A 19,439-nucleotide genomic window follows, 5' to 3' on the forward strand; every position below is an offset into this window, starting at 1 on the left:
CCGCCGCTCAGGCGTGCTGCGCGGACGGTTGGTCGGCGTGTTGCGCCGCTGTAACTGTCGCTGGCGCCATCCACGGCGCTTGCGACGACATCGCTGGCCGCATCGGCCAGTACTGCAGTTCGGCAGCGAGATGCCGGAAGTCGCGTGCGGCCGGTGTCGATGGGAACGCATCGACGACACACCGCGACAACTCCAGGGCTCGCGCCATCCGCGCATCGGCGGCAATACAACCGGCGTCTTCCAGCGCCACCGTCAGGTAGCGTCCAGCCACGCCGGCCAGGTTGACAAAGGCGGTATGCGCGTCGTCAACGCTCTGCACGTGATTCACCAGCACGCGAAACTGCGCGGTGGCGTGTGCGTAGTGCAGACGTTTCATGCACGCATACGCGTCGGTGATCGCCTGCGCGGCCACCCGTGTCACGATCATCAGGTCATGCGCCTGCATCGCAAGCGGTGACAGGTGACCGTGTTCGTCGAGCTCCGCGTCGATCAGCACAATGTCGGCGGATCCGCGCAACACGGCGCTCAACTGCGCGGCCGTGTGGCCCTCGCGGTTGTGACGCGAGGCGGTCAGCACCGAGAACCCGAGTGCGTGCCGTGCGGTGGCTTCGTCGAGCGCCATCTCGCCGCGCATCACAGCCGCAAAATTACCTGCGCCGCGCACGCCGCCGAGCATCGCGCTCACCGATTTGCCGCCGAGGCACTCGTCGATCACCAGCACGTCCTTGCCCTGTTGCGCGAGCGCCGCGGCGAGGTTCACCACGATCGTCGTGGAGCCCACGCCGGCCGATCCACCCGCCACTGAAATCACGCGCGAGCCGCTTCTCGCCAACAAACGCCGCAGTCCTTCGGCTTGATCCGAAATGAATTTATCCAAAGCGGACCTCGTGCAATTCGGCCGTCGACCGTGCGGACAGCGCGGACAGCAGCGCCGGAATGTCGTCGTCGTGCGGCACGAACGGCGAGTTGTCACGCGGAATGCAGAACGTGCTCTTGATCAGGAATTTCCTGGTCGCGACGTACAGGTTTTCCGGCACCTTCTGACCGGTCGACACGTAGTGCACCGGCAGCTTGTAGCGAATCACCGTATCGAGCACGCCGCCCAGATTGGTGGCCTCGTCGAGCTTGGTGAGGATGCAGCCGGCGAGCGGCTGCTGATCCGGCGCGCGCTGATAGGCCTGCACCACTTCGTTCAGGGTATCGCCGTGGCTCGTTGCGTTGAGCAGCAGCAGACGCTGCACCGGCTGGCCGGCGCGGCATAGCATGGCGATCTGATCGGAGACGAGGCGGTCGCGCTGGCTCATGCCGATCGTGTCGATCAGCACGATGTGCTTGTTGCGCAATTCGGAGAGCGCGAGTTGCAGATCGGCGCCGTCTTTCACCGCATGAACCGAGACGCCGAGAATCTTGCCGAAAATGCGCAGTTGCTCGTGGCCGCCGATCCGGTAACTATCGGTGGTGAGGAGCGCCACCTTGCTGGCGCCGAAACGCATCACGCAGCGTGCGGCGAGCTTCGCCGTGGTCGTGGTCTTGCCCACACCCGTCGGGCCCATCAGCGCGAACACACCGCCGCGCTCCATCAGCGCGTCTTCGTCTTCCATCACCGGCAGGTTCGATTCGAGCACCGAACGCACCCACTCCATGCCGCCTTCCATGTTGTCGACGTCGTCGGGCAGGTTGTCGACCATCATCTGCACGAGCTGCGCGGAGAAACCGGCGGCGAACAGGTGCTTGGTGAGCGCGGCGCGCGCCGGGCTGCGGCGCTGGCGGTCGCCCCACAACAGGCCGGCAAAGTGTTCTTCCATCATGCCGCGCATCGACGACAGTTCATGCATCACGGTGTCGTTGACGACCTGCTCCATGCGCGCCTTGATCGCTTCGGCGACCGAAGCCGGGGTGCGGGCGTCGTCGCCCGTGGGCAGCGGCGGGGCTGCTTTCTGAGCGGCACGGCGCGCGGCGAGTTGCTGGGCTTCGCGGGCCCATTCGGGCGTATCGGTGACTTGCGGCGCGGCCGGTTGTGCGCCGGGTTCGACTGCGGCGCCGAGGCCCTTGGCCATCGCGGCGGCCGGCGTCATCGCGGCGGGGCGCGCGCTGTATGCGCCTTGCTGCTGCTGTTCGGCCGCGATGCGGCGTGCGTGATCGATCAGCCAGGGATTCGATTCGGCCATGGTGCGCGGCGTGTCGGCGGCGGGTGCGGCGGGCACGCCGGCAGCTTTAAGCAGATCCGCGCGGATGTCTTCGGTGAGGCGCGTCACTGCGGCGCGGGCACTGGGTTGCTCGATGCTGATCGGTTGCGACGCCGACGTCGCCGTAGCCGCCGCGGCGGGCGCGGCGAGCGCTGCTTTAGGCGCGTTCGGCAGCGAGGCCTTCGGCGCGGCGGGAGCGGCAGCCTTGGCAGCCGGGCCTGAAGCGCTAGCGGCATGCGAAACATTCGGCGTCATGTTCTCGGTACCCGCTTCCGGGCTTGCGCCAAACACTGACGAAAACACATCGGGCATACCGCTCGCATACGGATTGGCGCGCGGTGCGGCGAGCGCGGCTTGCTGTCCAGTCGTTGCAGTCGTTGCAGTCGTCGGCATGGCCAGCGCTGCGCCTGCGCTACCGCGCGGCGCCTTCGGTGTGATGGCGGCGAGGTCGCTGTCGGCTAGCGCGACGATCTCGACGCTGCCGTCGTCCATCGTGCGGTTTGACAGAACGACGGCATCCGGGCCCAACGCTTCGCGCACGAGACGCAGAGCATCGCGACTGGTAGCACCGACAAATTTACGAATGTTCAAGCTGGACCCCCGATGAGGTAAACGGACTTACGGACTAACGGACCGGCAACATACCGCTTCCCATTGAGATCATTATTGCGAAACCTGTCGAGCGACGATCGGTGGATAAAGACCGTTAAAGGTGGGCAATTCGGGCGATGGAAGCGCGCCGCGAGGCACGCGCCAGGCGGTTTGAAACAGGCGCCAGAGCCGCGTCCAGCGGCGTTTTTGCGGACGCAGCATGACCTCCGTCAGACGCTTGCGGCACGCCAAGTCAGACGCTGAAATGAAAACCGGCGCTCCAGGAGCGCCGGCGGGAAATCATTGGTCTGGAACAACTTCGGCTAACTGCCGGGAATCATCGTGCAAGCCCTGCCATGCGGGACTTAAGCGTGCGCCCCGATCAGATTCACCACTTTGATGTTGCGCGTATCCGGTACTTCCGCGTAAGACAGCACCTTCAACTGCGGCAGGCTGCGGCGCAGGAAGCGCGCGAGCATGGGCCGCAATGCATGCTGCACCAGCAGCACCGGCGCGAGCCCAAGATTCTGCTGACGCGTCATCGCTTTCTGCGTTTCATTGAGCAGCGTATGCGCGAGACCCGGCTCGAGGCCCGGATTGGCACCCGTGGAAAGCGCCTGCGACAACACCCGCTCCAGATTCGAATCGAGGCCCATTACCTGCATGTCGCCCACCCCCGGGAACCATTGCTGGGTGATCGCACGGCCCAGCGCGAGGCGCACCGCGGCGGTGAGATCGTGCGCGTCGGTGATCTTCGGCGTGTGTTCGGACAGGGCTTCGAGAATCGTGCGCATGTCGCGGATCGGCACACCTTCTTCCAGCAGGTTTTGCAGCACCTTTTGCAGGGTGGTGAGCGGCAGCGACTTCGGCACCAGATCGTCGACCAGCGACGGCGTGTCCTTCTGCATCCGCTCCAGCAGCGCCTGCACTTCGCGGCGGCCGAGCAGTTCGGACGCATGCGTGACCACCAGATGATTCAGGTGCGTGGCCACCACGGTGCTCGAATCGACCACGGTGTAGCCGTACACCTGCGCCTGTTCGCGCAGATTCGTATCGATCCAGATCGCCGGCAGCCCGAACGCCGGATCCTGCGTCGGCGTGCCCGGCAGCGCGGCTGACACCTGCCCCGGATTGATCGCCAGCCACTGCCCCGGATACGCTTCGCCGACGCCCACCTCGACGCCCTTGAGCGCGATCCGGTAGCCATTCGGCCGCAATTCGAGGTTGTCGCGGATATGGATTACCGGCGGCAGGAAGCCGATTTCCTGCGCGAACTTCTTGCGGATGCTCTTGATCCGTTTGAGCAGTTCGCCATCCGAGTTCTTGTCGACGAGTGGAATCAGCCGGTAGCCCACTTCGAGACCGAGCGTGTCGATCATCGTGACGTCGTCCCAGCTGGCTTCGGTATTTTCCGTCGGCGCCATCGCGGCCGGCGCGACGTCGACGAGCGCGGCGCTGGTCTTGCGCGCCTCGCTGCGCTTCTTCATCGTACGGCCGAGTTGAATCAGACCGCCGCCGAGAACCAGGAACGCGAAGTGCGGCATGTTCGGAATCAGGCCCATCAGCACCAGAATGCAGCCGGTGATGATCAGCACGCGCGGATTCGTGAAGAGCTGGCCGGTCAGCTGCGTGCCGATGTCTTCGTTGGTCGCGACGCGCGAAACGATCACGCCGGCGGCCGTCGAAATCACCAGCGACGGGATCTGGGCGACGAGCCCGTCGCCGATCGTCAGCAGCGTGTAGTTCTTGCCCGCCGCCGCGAAGTCCATGTTGTGCTGGACCATCCCGACGATCAGCCCGCCGACGATGTTGATCAGCATGATCAGCAAACCGGCGATCGCATCGCCGCGCACGAACTTGCTCGCGCCGTCCATCGAGCCGTAGAACTCGGCTTCCTGCGAAACCTCCGCGCGGCGCTTCCTGGCCTGCTCTTCATTGATGAGGCCGGCGTTCAGGTCGGCGTCGATCGCCATCTGCTTGCCGGGCATCGCATCGAGCGTAAAGCGCGCGGACACTTCCGCAATCCGCCCGGCGCCCTTGGTGATCACCATGAAGTTGATGACCATCAAGATGACAAAGACGACGATACCGACCGCGAAGTTGCCGCCCACGAGGAAGTGGCCGAACGACTCGATCACCTGGCCCGCCGCGTCCGGCCCGGTATGGCCTTCGAGCAGCACGACGCGCGTGGACGCGACGTTCAGCGACAGGCGCAGCAAGGTCGAGAACAGCAACACGCTTGGGAAAGCGGCAAAGTCGAGCGGTTTCATCGTGTACATGCTGACGAGCAGCACCATCACGGAAAGCGCGATATTGAAGGTGAACAGCAGATCCAGCAGAAACGGCGGCAGCGGCAGAATCATCATGCCGAGGATCATGCAGATCAGCACCGGCCCGGCGAGGGCGCGCAAATTGGTGCTGCTCAAGGCATCCGGCCGTCGGGACAGGAATCCGGCGCGAGCGTTCATGCGGAGGCTCCTGAAGCGTTGTCGTTAGCGGGGTTAAGCGTGTCGGCGGCTTCCTGCTCGGCTTCATCGTCCGGCACGCCGCCCTTGTCGAGGTCCGCGGGCACGTCGAAATCGGTCGGTGCGACCGGCGCGACGCCGCCCTCGGTGTTGAAGCGCCGCAACTGATACACCCAGGCGAGCACCTCGGCGACCGCGCCATACAGCGGGCCGGGAATTTCACGGTTCAGTTCGACGTTGTGATACAGCGCACGCGCGAGCGGCGGCGCTTCCAGCAACGGCACGTTGTTCTCGGCAGCGATTTCGCGGATTCGCGCGGCCACCAGATTGACGCCCTTGGCGACCACCTTCGGCGCGCGCATCTCACCGTCGGTGTACTGCAGCGCGACCGCGAAGTGCGTCGGGTTGGTCACCACCACGTCGGCCTTCGGCACGTTGGTCATCATGCGACGGCGGGCAATCGCGCGCTGCTGCTGGCGAATCCGGCCTTTCACGTGCGGATCGCCTTCGCTTTCGCGGTGTTCGCGCTTCACTTCTTCCTTCGTCATGCGCAGTTTCTTGTGGAACTGCCAGAGTTGATACGGCACATCGAGTGCGGCCACGACGAACATGCCGGCCACCGTCATGCCGCAGCACACCGCGATCAGATGCACGGTGTTGGCGAGCGCCAGTTGTATCGGCTGAGTCGCCAGCGCGAGAATTTCCTCGCGGCGAGTCCAGATCGCCGAGCCGCCGATGCCGCCGACCACGAGCGTCTTCGCGAGCGACATGCCAAGCTGGATCGGCCCGTTGATGGAGAACATCTTGCCGAAGCCTTCAATCGGATTGAGCCGGTTGAACTTGGGCTCGAGTCCTTTCGAAGAAAACTGCCACCCGCCCAGCGCCATCGGCGCAAGCAAGGCCGCCGCGCCCGTGAAGGCGAGAATCGGCAGCAGCGCATACAGGCCTTCGCGACTCGCCAGACCCGCGCCGCTCATCATGCGGCGGGTTTCGAACACCGTGGCATGGTCGAACGTGAAGGACGAACGCAGCATTGCCTGCAAATGCTCGCCGATGTGGCTGGACATACCCCATGCGCCAAAAAATCCCGCTGCCAGCAGCGCAAACGTCGACAGCTCCCGCGAACGCACGATCTGCCCTTCCTCGCGCGCCTTCTGCAGGCGCCGGGGAGTGGCTGATTCGGTTTTTTCGAGGTCGCTATCCTCTGCCACAAACGCTCTCCAGTCGGCTGAGGCACGGCGCCTCTTTCCAGTGAGAGCGATTATTCCCGCTCGACGCAAGCGCTGATCGGCGGATAAAGCTGGAGAAAGGGGGGTATTTCGGGGGATGGAGCGCCCGGCGGCGTTTGCTGGCGGGACTGTGGCGATTGCGCCCCGACAACGGAGCGCGCCAGGGTCAAGCGGGCACCCGCGCTATCGCGCGCGGGTACCCAGCCGGTTCTTAAGCTTGCGTCTACGGCCTAGAAGCCGACGTACGGCGCTTGACCGGTGGTCGACGTCAAGTCGAAGCCGTAGTACATGTGACGGCCGTAAAAGAACGGCAGGCCGAGATCGAAGCTGCTGCTGCCGCCGATCTGCCCGCCCAGATCGTTAAACGCGTAGTTGCTGCTGTTACCGAACAGCGTGGCCGCGTTCAGGATGCCGATGCTGACGCTGGCGGTCGTGCTGTTCTGGCCGGACAGCGTGATCGAACGGGTTTGCGCGGCCGACGGGCAATAGAACCCGGCGTAATTACTGGGGCACTGCGTGATCGAGCTATCGGAGAAGAAGTACGCGTTCGAGCCCGAATCGAAGAACGCCTGCACGGTCGTCCCGTTATAGACGCTGTTATTCAGGTCGCCGTAGCCGTCGGTGGCGAAGGTCTGCGAGGCCGCCAGCGCATTGTTCGACTGGGTGCCGATCCCGAATACCAGCGTGCCGGTGGCCGAGGGTGCACCGGTGTTCGACACCGGCGGCATCTGCACGATCACGCCGTTGTTGTCGCCGGTGAAGTTGGCGACCGGATTGGCGACCTGCTGGGCGAGCGGCACTGCGGTACGGGCACAGGAAGCGCCGCCCGGACATGCGAAGTAATTGCTGTAGGTGGACGCAGTGGCCGCGTTCGCGCAAGTGGTGCCGCAATCATAGAGCGCCGTACCGATGCCGAGAATACCGTTGGCGCCAAGATCGCTGGCCGTGTTTTCCGCCGAGCCGCTGCCGCAACCCTTTGCCGGCACCGTACTCGCGGCCATATCGCCGATGATCTGTATCGGAATGGCCCTGCCCGTCGTCTCGCCGCCGATCTGCACGGTCGCGGTGCGCACGGTGCCCCACGTGTAGCCGTCGGCAAAGGTCGCGCATTCGGCAATTTGCGCGCCGCTGCTCAGGGTGCTGATCGGCAACGCCGAGGTATTCAGCGCCGAGCTGACCACACGCAGCCCGAACGAACCCGTATCGACCTGGATGTTGTTGATGGTCTGACAATTAGTTGTCGTGCCTGGCGGACAAATGGTCACGCTAACCGTCGGAATATTGATGACGCCGTTCACTCCTTGCGCGACCGTGATCGGCACGGTATTCGCGGCATTCGAGGCGATCGGTTGCTGGGTCGGGCTGGCGGGCAGTGAGCCGCCGTTCAGCGCATCCGACGAATTGTTGCTGGAGCTGGAGCCGCCACCACCGCCGCAGGCGACCAGCACCGACACCAACACCACGGCCACGACGGCCTGCATCCAGCCCTTGAGCTTCACAGCACTTTGCATGGTTCGCATCGTTTGTCCTCGCCCTTACTGGATGTCGGAACCGCTGACGCCGGCAGGCAACGCCTGCGGCAACCAGGCCTGACCGTTGAACGCGCCCATGTGGCCGCCGGAGCGAACCACGAGGCTGCTCTGGTTGACCGCAACGGGGCCATGACCGCCTCCGCGCGCCGCGCGCACAGCCTGTATGCCGGCCACATATTGCGGGAAATAGCTGCCGAGCAGATCGTTGAGATCCGGCATTTGCGGACCGCGCCACGCGATGCCGAACACCGAGCCATCGGCGGCAAGGTATTCGCGCACCACCGTGCCGTTGCCCAGCGTGGTTTCACGCACGGTGTAGGAGGCGGAAGCCGAGGTGGAAGAGGCCGCGCTGGATGCAGAACGCATCACGCTTTGGGCCCCCGATGCCGAACTGGCGGCGGGCTGCACGGTGCGGGAAGACACCGACGCATCCGCGGGGGGCGTCATAGGGTCGCCGCCCAGTGCCGCATGGGCGGACTGTACGGCTGACAGCGAACAAGGTAAGGCTAGCGCGATAACGAATCCGGCGCGACGTACACGACTCCACATGACAAGGCTCCTCCCGAGCTGCTGTGGCTCGGTGCGCACCTCGTGCGAACCGGCCGCATGTATGCAGATCATACGGCACCGCTGCGGTCGCACTCAGAAGCCATGCCTCATCGTGCCACCGACCGGTGACTGTATCTCACCGGAAAACCGTGCCGCTGCTTGAGTCCGTAGTATGCCTGTGGTTTGTGTCGGTAGACAGCAAGCGCACGCGGGAGCGTGGCTTGCCGCCGATACCGGGCCGCGATCCCGCCGTCCGCTATCCCGCCCTTGCGGGCGGCTGGCCGGTCAGAAGCCGAGACTTGCCAGCAGATCGTCGACCTGCGACTGGTCCTGCATCACATCCGTCTTGCCTTCCGGATTGATCTGGGGACCGTTCAGCAGATGTTCGGGGCTGCCGGTGGACGACGGTTCGGCCGCGAGAGCCGCCGCGTTCGCCGCGAACTGCTCGCGCCGCTCGAGCGCGATGTTCTCGACCAGCACGCCGAGCAGCTGCTGCTCGATCAGGTAGACGACATCCGTGATCTTCTTGATGACCTGGCCGGTCAGATCCTGAAAGTCCTGCGCCAGCATGATCTCCATCAGCTGCGCGTTGGTCGCGCCCGTCGCTTCAGGCACGCCGCGCAGAAAGATGCGCGTGTCGTTCATCAACGCGCGCACTTCCTCGCGTTCGATCGGCGCCGCATACCATTGCTCCCAGCGCGCGTCGAGCTCACCCGCGTCCTGCTGCAATTGCGTCTGGATCGGCTTGGCAATTTCGATCGACGACAGCACGCGCTCGGCGGCCTGTTCCGTCATGTTCGCGATGTACTTCAGGCGATCGCGGGCGTCGGGTACGGCTTCCGCCGCACGCTCGACATGTTTGTCGAGCCCGAGCTCACGCATCGAGTCACGCAGCGTGCGCGTCAGTTGTCCGATACGGGCGAGGATGCGATCGGACGCGAAGTCACCGCTCTCGCTGACCGCATCAGCGCTTTGCGCGTTGGTCGGCAGATTCACATCAGCTCCCGGCTTTTGCCATCTTCTCGAGAATCTTGTTGAGCTTCTCGTCGAGCGTCGCGGCCGTGAACGGCTTGACGACATAACCGCTCGCGCCGGCCTGAGCCGCCGCGATGATGTTTTCCTTCTTCGACTCGGCCGTCACCATCAGCACCGGCAGGTGCGTGAGATTGGCGTCGGCGCGGATTTCCTTGAGCATGGCCAGACCGTCGAGGTTCGGCATGTTCCAGTCGGAAATCACGAAGTCGTAGGTGCCGCTGCGCAAACGCGCGAGGCCGGCCTGACCGTCTTCCGCTTCATCGACGTTCGAGTAGCCGAGCTCTTTGAGCAGGTTGCGAACAATCCGGCGCATCGTCGGAAAGTCGTCAACCACCAGAATTTTCATTCCCTTATCCATTTCATTCCCTTTGCTTGATCCTTGATGCGGCGCATGACCGCCTGTTCATTCCATACGCGCGCATCATACCCGCTGTACGCGATCACCCATCGACGACAAACGCGCCATCACGCGGCGGCTCATCTCCGGCAGCGACGCGATTTCGTCCGCCGCGCCGAGCGCAATGGCTTCGCGTGGCATGCCGAACACGATACAGCTCGCTTCGTCCTGCGCAAGGGTATACGCCCCCGCTTTTTTCATGTCCAGCAGCCCGGCGGCGCCATCTCGCCCCATCCCGGTCAGAATCACGCCGACCGCGTTCTTGCCCGCGTGCTGCGCGGCCGAACGGAACAACACATCGACCGACGGCCGATGCCGGTTCACCGGCGGCTCGTCCGACAGGTGCGCAATATAGTTCGCGCCGCTGCGGGCCAGCAACAGGTGAGCGTGGCCGGGCGCGATATACGCATGTCCCGGTAGCACGCGTTCGCCGTGCTCTGCCTCTTTAACGGTAATCCGGCACAAACCATTAAGGCGTTGTGCAAAAGATTTCGTAAAACCCGGCGGCATATGCTGCGCGATCAGCACCGCGGGCGCATCTGGCGGCAGCGGCACCAGCACTTCACGGATCGCTTCGGTGCCGCCCGTCGACGCGCCGACGATGATCAGCTTCTCGGTACTGAGCAGCGGATTGTTGAACAGCGGCGCGGCGGCGGCAGGCGCATGCGCGGCTTGCGTGGCCGCGTGGTGCACCGGCGCGGCCTGGCGCACGCGCGCGCGAGCCGCGGCGCGAATCTTGTCGGCGAGCTTTTCCGAGTAGTCGAGCATGCCGTCGCGAATGCCGACTTTCGGCTTGGTGACGAAGTCGACCGCGCCCAGCTCCAGCGCGCGCAGCGTGATTTCATTGCCGCGCTCGGTCAGCGACGACACCATCACGACCGGCATCGGCCGCAGGCGCATCAGCTTCTCGAGGAAGTCGAGACCGTCCATGCGCGGCATTTCGACGTCGAGCGTCAGCACGTCCGGATTGTGTTGCTTGATGAGCTCGCGCGCGACCAGCGGGTCGGGTGCGGTCGCCACGACAGTCATGTCCGGCTGGCCATTGATGATTTCCGTCATCAGGCTGCGAATCAGCGCCGAATCGTCGACGCACAGTACTTTGATCTTTTGCACAGCGCTCACGCCTCCTCTGTAGTTCTGGCGTTGTTTGAATTGATCGGGCGCGAGCCACCGCCGAACAGCTCGACACGCGGCTTCGGGCTGCCTGCGCCCGCACCGCCTGCCGTTGTGCCGAACAGTTCGACCCTGGGCCGCGTGGCAGCCGGCGTCGAGAACAACTCGACCCGTTTGCGTGCTGCCGCGAGCCGCTCGGCACGCGCTTCGGCGCTTTGCCGCACGAGCGCCTGTTCGCGCTCGGCCACGCCTGCTTCCTGCTGCAAGCGCAACTTCTTCACCATCACCTGGCCGGTGCGCGGCATGAACGCGACCTTGCGCGGGTGATTGCCCTGCAAATCCTCGGCGACGATGCGGATCTTTTCGAGCGCCAGATAACGGCGCACGAATTCCGAATTGCGATCGCCGATGTTCATCGTGGTCATGCCGGCCAGCACCGCGCCGCCGCCGAACACCTTGGCTTCGAAACGCTCGCGCCGGCCGCCGGCCTTGATCAGTTCGTTGATGAGCACTTCCATGGCGTACGCGCCGTAGCGCATCGAATCCGACGCGGGCTGGCCGGCGTCCGCGCCGTCGTCGGGCAGCATGAAGTGATTCATGCCGCCAATGCCGGCCGTGCGGTCCTGAATGCAGGCCGCAACGCACGAGCCCAGCACGGTGACGAGCACCATGTCTTCGCTCGTCGTGTAAAACTCGTTCGGCAACAACTTCACGCCGGGGCGCTGGAAGTGGTTGTCGAAGTATAGATTGGAGGCGATCGGCAGGCTGCTGCTCATGCGGTCACCCCGCTTGTCGTTACGCTACCCGCATGGCTCGTGGCACGCGCCGGCGTGCGTGCGGCGCCTGCGTCGCGCGTCAGTTCGTAGACGGTCTGGCCGCGCAGCTTGAACGCCTGGGTCACATAGGTGAAGTTTTCCGAGTGGCCGGCGAACAGCAGACCACCCGACTTCATCAGCGGCTCGAAGCGCGCAAGCACCTGTGCCTGCGTCGGCTTGTCGAAATAGATCATCACGTTGCGGCAGAAAATCGCGTCGAACTGCGAGCGCAACTGGTAATCGCGGTCAGTCAGATTCAGTTGTTCGAAGCGCACCATCGCGCGTACTTCCGGTCGCACCTTGACGAGACCGGCGTGCGCTCCCGTGCCTTTCAGGAAGAAGCGCTTGAGCCGCTCGGGCGACAGGTGCTTCACCTGGTCGAACTGATACATGCCGGCTTCGGCTTTCGCCAGCACCTGCGTGTCGATGTCGGTGGCGAGCACGGTGGCCTGGCGCGCGCCGCTATCGCCGAGCGCTTCGATCAGCGTCATCGCGATCGAATACGGCTCCTCGCCGGTCGAGGCCGCCGAGCACCACACCGAAACCGGCTGCGGGCGACGCGGCACGAACTCGGCCAGGATCGGGAAATGATGGGCTTCGCGAAAGAATGCGGTCAGGTTGGTGGTCAGCGCATTGGTGAACGCCTCCCACTCGGCCGGGTCGTTTTCCGCTTCAAGCAGATCGAGGTACTGCTTGAAAGTCTCGAGGCCACGGGCGCGCAGCCGCCGCGCCAGCCGGCTGTACGCCATGTCACGCTTGTGATCCGACAGCGAAATGCCCGCGCTGCGATGAATCAGATCGCGAATCCGGGCGAAATCCGCCGACGTGAATTCGAAATCCCGTCCTTGCTCGCCGGATCTAACCGGTTCCGCCCGGTCGGCACGTGCCGCTCGCGGAGGTTGTTGTGCGCGCGTTGCCGTCATGAGAGTTCCCGCCTGCAATACGAGCCATCCGGCTTTTCGTCAAAAGGATTGCTTCTGCCGAAACGGATTGAGTTCGCGGGGTCGCGCCCGCCCGCGAGTTCTGCAAACACGCAGTCGGCCCACGACACGCTTTGTAAGCGTGCTTCGATGATTCGCCCCTCAGGGAGCGAGATGTCGAATGACCGCATGTCTTTGTGCCACTTCCTAGAACGTTTCCCAGTCCGCGTCCGATCCTGCCGTCCCGGCGCCTGCGGCGGCCGGTCGTGTTGCGGAGTCGGAGGCGGCGCGGGCCGTCTTCGGTTTGAGAGCCGGTTCGACACGTGTGGTGTCGGCACCCTGAGCGGCCGAAGCCGGTGCTGCTGCCGGCGTTGCCGGAGTTGCTGTCTTTGCCGCCTTGCCTGCTGCCGGGTGTGCCGCGGCATGAGCGGACGCTGGCGGCGCTGCCTTCGCCGACTGCACGTACTGGCCGCCGCTCTTACTGGCGCTCGGGCGTGCCGCAGCCGGGGCACGCGTCGCTGCACTGCCGCGCGCCTCGCCGCCCACTTTCCAGCCGTTCACCACCGCTTGCAATTGACGCGTCTGCTCTTCGAGCGAGGCCGCCGCAGCCGCAGCCTGTTCGACCAGCGCGGCGTTCTGCTGCGTCACCTCGTCCATCTGCACGACCGCGCGATTGACCTGTTCGATACCGCCCGATTGCTCTTCGGAAGCCGCGCTGATTTCGCCCATGATGTCGGTCACGCGCCGCACCGCCTGCACGATCTCGTCCATCGTGGTGCCCGCGCGGCCGACCAGCGCGGAGCCGCTTTGCACCTTGTCGACCGAGTCGCCGATCAACTCCTTGATTTCCTTCGCGGCGCTGGCGCTGCGCTGCGCGAGGCTGCGCACTTCGCCCGCGACCACCGCGAAACCGCGGCCCTGTTCGCCTGCCCGGGCAGCTTCGACCGCCGCGTTCAGCGCGAGAATGTTGGTCTGGAACGCAATCCCTTCGATCACGCCGATGATGTCGACGACCTTGTTCGAGCTGGTCGCGATGTCCTGCATCGTCGTGACGACCTGGTTCACCACGTCGCCGCCACGGGTCGCGATATCGGACGCGCTGACCGCCAGTTGGCTCGCCTGACGGGCGTTCTCGGCGTTCTGCCGCACGGTGCCCGTCAGTTGCTCCATGCTCGACGCGGTTTCCTGCAGCGAGGCCGCCTGCTGTTCGGTGCGTTGCGACAGATCGGTGTTGCCCATCGCGATTTCGCGCGCGCCGGTATCGATCGATTCGGTGCTGCTGTGAACCGACTTCACCATCGTGGCGAGGCTTTCCTGCATCCGCTTGATGCCGGAGAACAGGCGGCCGATTTCGTTACGGCTGAATACTTCGATGGTCTCGGACAGATCGCCCGAGGCCATCCGTTCGAAGCACGCGGTCGCATCGCTCAACGGCTGCACGATCAGGCCGCGCAGGGCGAAACGGATACCGATCACCATCAGCAACGCGAGCACGGTGACGCCGATGATCAGCGTAGTCATCAGCGAAATGTTCGATTGCGCGCTCGACTGCTGATCCACCGCATGCTGCTGTAGCGCCTTGATGACAGCAGACGCGGCGTTGTCGTACGAAACGAACCACGGGCTGATCTTCGTATCGGCGATGGCGTGATAGGCCGCCAGATCGTTCGCCCGCAATGCGGCGAATTCAGGCTCCATGCCGTCGCGCATCAGGGACGTGCGACGCGCCAGCAGTTCGTCCAGTTGCGCCTGGCTCACGCCGTTCTTTTGCGTGTCGAGATAGACCTGCCAGCTCTGGTTACCCATGCCGTACAGTTCCTGCGCGCGATCGAGGACCTTCTTCGCCTGTTCGGTGTCGCCGGCCGCGCTCAACGCGTTGAAGCGGTCGAGCGAGACGCGCGAGCGCAACAGGTATGACGACGCATCGTCGAGCGCGTGAATGGCGACCAGGTCGCCGCGCGCGATACGGTCGAGCGACCGGCTCGCGTCGTTCAACGCGGTTAGACCCAGCGCGCCGACCACCACCGTCAGCGCCACCAGAATGATCCCCACCATCGTCAACGATGTGCGAATCGACCACCTGCTCAGCATCTTGATGCTCCCTGTTCGATCTTTCTTCCGTCCCGACGCGTACTGCCGTTCACGCGCTGAGCGTTTCGATCAGCGCCATTTCGCGGCTGGTCATCAGCTTCTCGATATCCATCAGGATCAGCATGCGGCCGTCCACCGTGCCCAGACCCGTGAGGTACTCGGTTGTCAGCGTCGCGCCGAATTCCGGCGCCGGCATGATCTGGTCGGTGGCGAGCGTCAGCACGTCCGACACGCCGTCCACCACCATCCCGACCACGCGATGCGCGACGTTCAGGATGATCACGACGGTCTGGTGGTCGTATTCGACGCGGCCCAGATGGAACTTGATGCGCATGTCCACGATCGGCACGATGATGCCGCGCAGATTGATCACGCCTTTGATGAACTCAGGCGCATTGGCGATCCGCGTCACGTTGTCGTAGCCGCGGATTTCCTGCACCTTGAGAATGTCGATGCCGTACTCTTCGGCGCCGAGCGTGAAGACGAGGAATTCCTGACCGCCGGCGTCTGCCTGCTGCGCGTCGCGGCGACCATTCGTCGCGTTCGCGACGCTCGAATTGATGGATTGGACTTCTGCCACGTTAGCCCCCAAACGGTTGGGATGAAATAAGTTGAGTGAGTTCGACGAGTGTCATGCGAGGCTCATCGCGCCGTGTGCATGGCGCGTTTCGCGGTTCAGCGCCGCCACGTCCACGATCAGCGCGACACTGCCGTCGCCGAGAATGGTTGCGGCGGAAATGCCGTGCACCTTGCGGTAATTCGTTTCCAGATTCTTTACGACCACCTGCTGCTGCCCCACCAGTTCATCGATCAGCATCGCGAAGCGGCGCCCCTCGGTTTGCATGATGGTGACGATGCCCTGGGTCGGTTCCTGCTTGGCGTCTTCGACCGTGAATACTTCGTGCAGCGCGACGAGCGGCAGATATTCGCCGCGCACGCGCACCACGCGCTCGCCGTTGGCCACCGTGTAGATGTCCTCGGCTCGCGGCTGCAATGACTCCATCACGAAGTTCAGCGGCAAGATGAAAATCTCGTTGCCGACCTTCACCGACATGCCGTCGAGAATCGCCAGCGTGAGCGGCAAAACGATGCGCGTCGTGCTGCCCTTGCCCGCATGCGAGGTGATTTCAACGTGCCCACCCATCGACTGGATGTTGCGCTTCACCACGTCCATGCCGACGCCGCGGCCGGAGACGTCCGTGACCTGCTCCGCCGTCGAGAAGCCCGGCAGGAAAATCAGGTTCCAGACTTCTTCGTCGGTCATGCTTTCGCTGACCTGCATGCCTTGCTTCGCCGCCTTCGCGAGAATCTTGTCGCGGCGCAAACCCGCGCCGTCGTCGCTCACTTCGATGACGATGTTGCCACCATGGTGAGCCGCCGACAGCACCAGCTGGCCGGTCGCATCCTTACCCGCCGCGCGCCGCGCTTCCACGGTTTCGATGCCGTGGTCGAGACTGTTGCGCACGAGGTGAGTCAACGGATCGATGATCCGTTCAATGAGGCTCTTGTCGAGTTCGGTCGCCTGACCGAAGGTGACGAGTTCCACTTCCTTGCCGAGTTTCGCCGCCAGATCGCGCACCAGACGCGGGAAGCGGCTGAACACGTAATCCATCGGCATCATGCGGATCGACATCACGGCTTCCTGCAGATCGCGCGCGTTGCGCTCGAGCTGCGCCATGCCGTTGAAGAGCCGGTCATGCAAGGCCGGATCGAACGTGCTGGTGGTCTCGGCCAACATCGCCTGCGTGATCACCAGTTCGCCGACCAGGTTGATCAACTGATCGACCTTCTCGACGCCCACGCGAATCGAGCTGCCTTCCGCGCCGCCGGCCGCCGCAGCCGGCCGTCCGCCTGCCTTGCGGTCCTGCTCGGCGGGCGCAGCGGGACTTGCCGCCGGCGTGCTGTTTGCCGCTGGAGGTGCTGCCGTGGCAGACGCCGGGCTCGTTGCGGCTGAGCCCGGGCTGTCGAACAATCCGTGCGTGGCGGCGGCTTGAGCGGGCGCAGCGGTGTGGGCCACCGGTGCCGACGATGCTGCGCGCTCCGCTTGTGCTGCCGGTGCCGTCTGTGCTGCATGCGCCGGCGTCGAGTCGGTAGCGTTGGGCGTTCCAGGTTCGCCTTGCTGCGTCTCGTCTGCCGGTGCCGTGCCGCGGCTGATCGAGATCTGACTTTCGTCGATCACAAAACAGCACACGGCGATAATGTCGTCGGAGGTTACATCGGTCTGAAGCCACAGCGTCAATTCGCCGCCGCTCTTGACCTGCCCGACGATGTTGCCCAGGTTGCCGAGCTCTTCGGCCAGCAGTTCCTGGTCCTTCTCACCTACGCCCCGTAGCGTAATTTTCAGATGGGGGCCGGCGGCGCCACTTGCGTCGCCAGCGCCCGCGGCTTGCCCGGTCTGTGCCGGTTCGCCGTCAGTCCATTCACCCGCCGCCTGCACCGCCTGTTCGACGACGTGCTCGGGCGGGGTACCGCCTTGACCTGCTGTTTGTGCTTCCAAAGGTGCTACAACTGCCGCCGCCGCGACCGGCGCCGCGTCGAAACGGCTTTCCGCATGCAACTGTTCGAGCTTCGCGCAGATCGCCTTGGCGACCGCCGCATCCGGTTCGGCACTCGCGCGATAGTCGGCGAGCTGGCCTGACAACACGTCCTTGGTTTCGAGGAACGTGTCGATCATGTCCTTGCGCAGCACGAGTTCGTTATTGCGCGCGCGGTCGAGCAGCGATTCCAGAATGTGGGTCGTTTCCGTCAGCGCGGTAAAGCCGAACGTCGCCGCGCCGCCCTTGATCGAGTGCGCCGCGCGGAAAATCGCCGCGAGGTCTTCGGGGTCCGGGTGGGCGATATCCAGATTGAGCAGCAACTGCTCCATCTGCGCGAGCAGTTCGTCCGCTTCGTCGAAGAAGGTCTGATAGAACTGAGTGATGTCGAGTGTCATGCCTGGGTCACCGCGAGAGTTCCTGTCTACGCTTGGGCTGCTTGGGCTGCTTGCGCGCCGCTGCGTCGAGAGCTTCTATAACTTGTCTAAAGGTGGTGCTTACGGGGTGCTCATGCCTGGTCCGGTTCGGCTAACGCCGCCACCAGTTCGGTCAGCATGTCGGGATCGAGCGGCTTTTCGATCCAGCCGGTCGCCCCCGCGGCCCGCGCCGCCGCCTTGAAGGGTTCGCCCGATTCCGTCGTGAGGACGAGGATGGGGGTCGCCTCATAGGCCGGGTTGCCACGCAGTTCCGTGATCAGATCGAGGCCGGTCTTGCCCGGCATGTGCTGGTCGGTCAGCACGAGGTCGAACGACATGGCGAGCGCGTTTTCGAGCCCTTCATTGCCGTCCGCCGCGAGCGTCACTTCATAACCGGCCGTCGTCAGCGTTGCGGCAAGAATTTGCCGCATCGATGCCGAATCGTCGATCGCCAGAATGTGCCTGATCATGAAAACCTCGCTGCACTTACGCTATGGATCGCCGGCCGGTCCGCGCCACATGGGCGCCGGAGCCGACCTGGCGATCGTTGTCTGTTACTGGGCCGCCGGCACTACCGCCGGCGCCTTCGGTGCAACCGTCACCGGTTGCGCAAGCTTTTGCAGCAGCGGCTTGGAGCCGGCCGCGTCGTCCGACAAGGTAGTCGTGGTGGAGTCGTCATGGTCAAGCGCCTCCTCCGACTTCTTGTTCAGCACGATGATGCTGATGCGACGGTTCTCCGGATCCATCGGGTCCGCCTTGTTCAGGTTCTGCGTCGACGCGAGACCGAGCACGCGCATTACCTTCGCTTCGTCCATGCCGCCGGCGATCAGCTCGCGGCGCGACGCATTGGCGCGGTCCGCGGACAGTTCCCAGTTGCTGTAACCCTTCTCGCCACCCGCGTACTGCGCGGCGTCGGTGTGCCCTTGCACGATGATGCGGTTCGGCACGTCGTTCAGCGTGTGGCCGATTTCGCGCAGGATGTCGCGCATATACGGTTCAACCACGTCTCTCGCGGTCGCGAACATCGGCCGCTTCTGCGAGTCGACAATTTCGATGCGCAGGCCGGTCAGCGTCGAATCGATGCGGATCTGCTGCTTGAACTGGCGCAGTACCGGATTCGCTTCGATCGCGGCCATCAGCTTGATCTGCAGATCGTGCAGACGGACCTGTTCGCGGCGCTCCAACTCGCCTTGCAACTGCTTGACCGAGTCTTCGTCGTTGTGTGAAGCGGTGCGCTCGGCGCGCGCGGTCGAGCCGTCAGTGGCGCGCGTTACACCTTGGGCGTCGGTCGAAATGTCGCGGCCGCCGCCCTTCAGAATGCTCGAGTCCTCGGCGCTGCGATCGCCGCCCCACAAGGTGATCTTCAACGGCTGGTTAAAGTAATCGGCAATGCCCTTCAACTGCACGGTGGACGCCGAACTCAGCAGCCACATCAGCAGGAAGAACGCCATCATCGCGGTCATGAAGTCCGCGTACGCGAGCTTCCACGCACCGCCGTGATGACCTTTCTTGGCCGGCGCGGAGCGCTTGACGACAATGGCGCGGTCTTTGTCCTTGCTCATCGAA

The 19,439-nt window shown here is 64.2% G+C and carries 16 protein-coding genes; all 16 read right to left on the reverse strand.

Annotated features, from left to right (window positions below; all coding sequences use genetic code 11):
- Positions 1-7 precede the first annotated feature (7 nt).
- The 16 genes from GH665_RS20440 to motB all read right to left on the reverse strand — a co-directional run bounded on the left by GH665_RS20440 (position 8) and on the right by motB (position 19,435).
- Entirely contained in the window at positions 8-877 is an 870-nt protein-coding gene (locus tag GH665_RS20440; RefSeq protein ID WP_153137863.1) for a nucleotide-binding protein, read from the reverse strand.
- A complete protein-coding gene (gene flhF / locus GH665_RS20445; protein ID WP_153137865.1) occupies positions 870-2,777 on the reverse strand; it encodes a flagellar biosynthesis GTPase FlhF in 1,908 nt (635 codons plus the stop codon). Before flhF ends, GH665_RS20440 begins: the two co-directional genes overlap by 8 nt.
- A gap of 365 nt (positions 2,778-3,142) precedes the next feature.
- Positions 3,143-5,245 carry a flagellar biosynthesis protein FlhA gene (flhA, locus tag GH665_RS20450; protein ID WP_153137867.1) on the reverse strand — a complete coding sequence of 701 codons (2,103 nt, stop codon included), beginning with the start codon at positions 5,243-5,245 and terminating at the stop codon, positions 3,143-3,145.
- The gene (gene flhB, locus GH665_RS20455) at positions 5,242-6,453 is read right to left on the reverse strand and encodes a flagellar biosynthesis protein FlhB (RefSeq protein ID WP_153137869.1); all 1,212 of its coding nucleotides are present in this window, start codon (positions 6,451-6,453) and stop codon (positions 5,242-5,244) included. The genes flhA and flhB overlap by 4 nt, the downstream gene beginning before the upstream one ends.
- A 248-nt stretch (positions 6,454-6,701) precedes the next feature.
- Positions 6,702-7,991 (reverse strand): DUF3443 domain-containing protein, encoded by a 1,290-nt coding sequence (locus tag GH665_RS20460; protein ID WP_153137871.1) that lies wholly within the window; start codon positions 7,989-7,991, stop codon positions 6,702-6,704.
- Between the two features lie 15 nt (positions 7,992-8,006).
- Positions 8,007-8,552: a DUF2844 domain-containing protein gene (locus GH665_RS20465; RefSeq protein WP_153137873.1), complete on the reverse strand. Its 546-nt coding sequence runs from the start codon at positions 8,550-8,552 to the stop codon at positions 8,007-8,009.
- 285 nt (positions 8,553-8,837) lie between these two features.
- Positions 8,838-9,548: a protein phosphatase CheZ gene (gene cheZ, locus GH665_RS20470; protein WP_153137875.1), complete on the reverse strand. Its 711-nt coding sequence runs from the start codon at positions 9,546-9,548 to the stop codon at positions 8,838-8,840.
- 1 nt (position 9,549) lies between these two features.
- Entirely contained in the window at positions 9,550-9,945 is a 396-nt protein-coding gene (gene cheY, locus GH665_RS20475; RefSeq protein WP_153137877.1) for a chemotaxis response regulator CheY, read from the reverse strand.
- A gap of 63 nt (positions 9,946-10,008) precedes the next feature.
- On the reverse strand, positions 10,009-11,097 hold the full coding sequence (locus GH665_RS20480) for a protein-glutamate methylesterase/protein-glutamine glutaminase (protein ID WP_167530967.1): 1,089 nt from the start codon (positions 11,095-11,097) through the stop codon (positions 10,009-10,011).
- Positions 11,098-11,102: 5 nt separating this feature from the next.
- Positions 11,103-11,873 carry a chemoreceptor glutamine deamidase CheD gene (gene cheD / locus GH665_RS20485; RefSeq protein ID WP_153137881.1) on the reverse strand — a complete coding sequence of 257 codons (771 nt, stop codon included), beginning with the start codon at positions 11,871-11,873 and terminating at the stop codon, positions 11,103-11,105.
- Positions 11,870-12,835, reverse strand: a complete 966-nt coding sequence (locus GH665_RS20490) for a CheR family methyltransferase (RefSeq protein WP_153137883.1) — start codon at positions 12,833-12,835, stop codon at positions 11,870-11,872. Before GH665_RS20490 ends, cheD begins: the two co-directional genes overlap by 4 nt.
- A gap of 204 nt (positions 12,836-13,039) precedes the next feature.
- Positions 13,040-14,923: a methyl-accepting chemotaxis protein gene (locus tag GH665_RS20495; protein ID WP_153137885.1), complete on the reverse strand. Its 1,884-nt coding sequence runs from the start codon at positions 14,921-14,923 to the stop codon at positions 13,040-13,042.
- A 49-nt stretch (positions 14,924-14,972) separates the two neighbouring features.
- Entirely contained in the window at positions 14,973-15,503 is a 531-nt protein-coding gene (gene cheW / locus GH665_RS20500) for a chemotaxis protein CheW (protein ID WP_054038497.1), read from the reverse strand.
- A 51-nt stretch (positions 15,504-15,554) separates the two neighbouring features.
- Complete coding sequence (cheA, locus tag GH665_RS20505; protein ID WP_153137887.1) at positions 15,555-17,855, reverse strand: chemotaxis protein CheA; 2,301 nt, start codon at positions 17,853-17,855, stop codon at positions 15,555-15,557.
- A gap of 110 nt (positions 17,856-17,965) precedes the next feature.
- Positions 17,966-18,343, reverse strand: a complete 378-nt coding sequence (locus GH665_RS20510) for a response regulator (protein WP_153137889.1) — start codon at positions 18,341-18,343, stop codon at positions 17,966-17,968.
- Between the two features lie 84 nt (positions 18,344-18,427).
- Entirely contained in the window at positions 18,428-19,435 is a 1,008-nt protein-coding gene (gene motB, locus GH665_RS20515) for a flagellar motor protein MotB (protein ID WP_153137891.1), read from the reverse strand.
- Between the last annotated feature and the right edge of the window lie 4 nt (positions 19,436-19,439).

The organism is Paraburkholderia agricolaris (assembly GCF_009455635.1).
Classification (GTDB): Bacteria; Pseudomonadota; Gammaproteobacteria; order Burkholderiales; family Burkholderiaceae; genus Paraburkholderia; species Paraburkholderia agricolaris.

Coding starts and splice junctions, on each gene's coding strand:
- GH665_RS20510 (WP_153137889.1), bottom strand. CDS start 18,343: ATGATCAGGCACATTCTGGCGATCGACGATTCGGCATCGATGCGGCAA.
- cheY (WP_153137877.1), bottom strand. CDS start 9,945: ATGGATAAGGGAATGAAAATTCTGGTGGTTGACGACTTTCCGACGATG.
- cheD (WP_153137881.1), bottom strand. CDS start 11,873: ATGAGCAGCAGCCTGCCGATCGCCTCCAATCTATACTTCGACAACCAC.
- GH665_RS20460 (WP_153137871.1), bottom strand. CDS start 7,991: ATGCGAACCATGCAAAGTGCTGTGAAGCTCAAGGGCTGGATGCAGGCC.
- GH665_RS20490 (WP_153137883.1), bottom strand. CDS start 12,835: ATGACGGCAACGCGCGCACAACAACCTCCGCGAGCGGCACGTGCCGAC.
- GH665_RS20465 (WP_153137873.1), bottom strand. CDS start 8,552: ATGTGGAGTCGTGTACGTCGCGCCGGATTCGTTATCGCGCTAGCCTTA.
- cheA (WP_153137887.1), bottom strand. CDS start 17,855: ATGACACTCGACATCACTCAGTTCTATCAGACCTTCTTCGACGAAGCG.
- flhA (WP_153137867.1), bottom strand. CDS start 5,245: ATGAACGCTCGCGCCGGATTCCTGTCCCGACGGCCGGATGCCTTGAGC.
- motB (WP_153137891.1), bottom strand. CDS start 19,435: ATGAGCAAGGACAAAGACCGCGCCATTGTCGTCAAGCGCTCCGCGCCG.
- GH665_RS20495 (WP_153137885.1), bottom strand. CDS start 14,923: ATGCTGAGCAGGTGGTCGATTCGCACATCGTTGACGATGGTGGGGATC.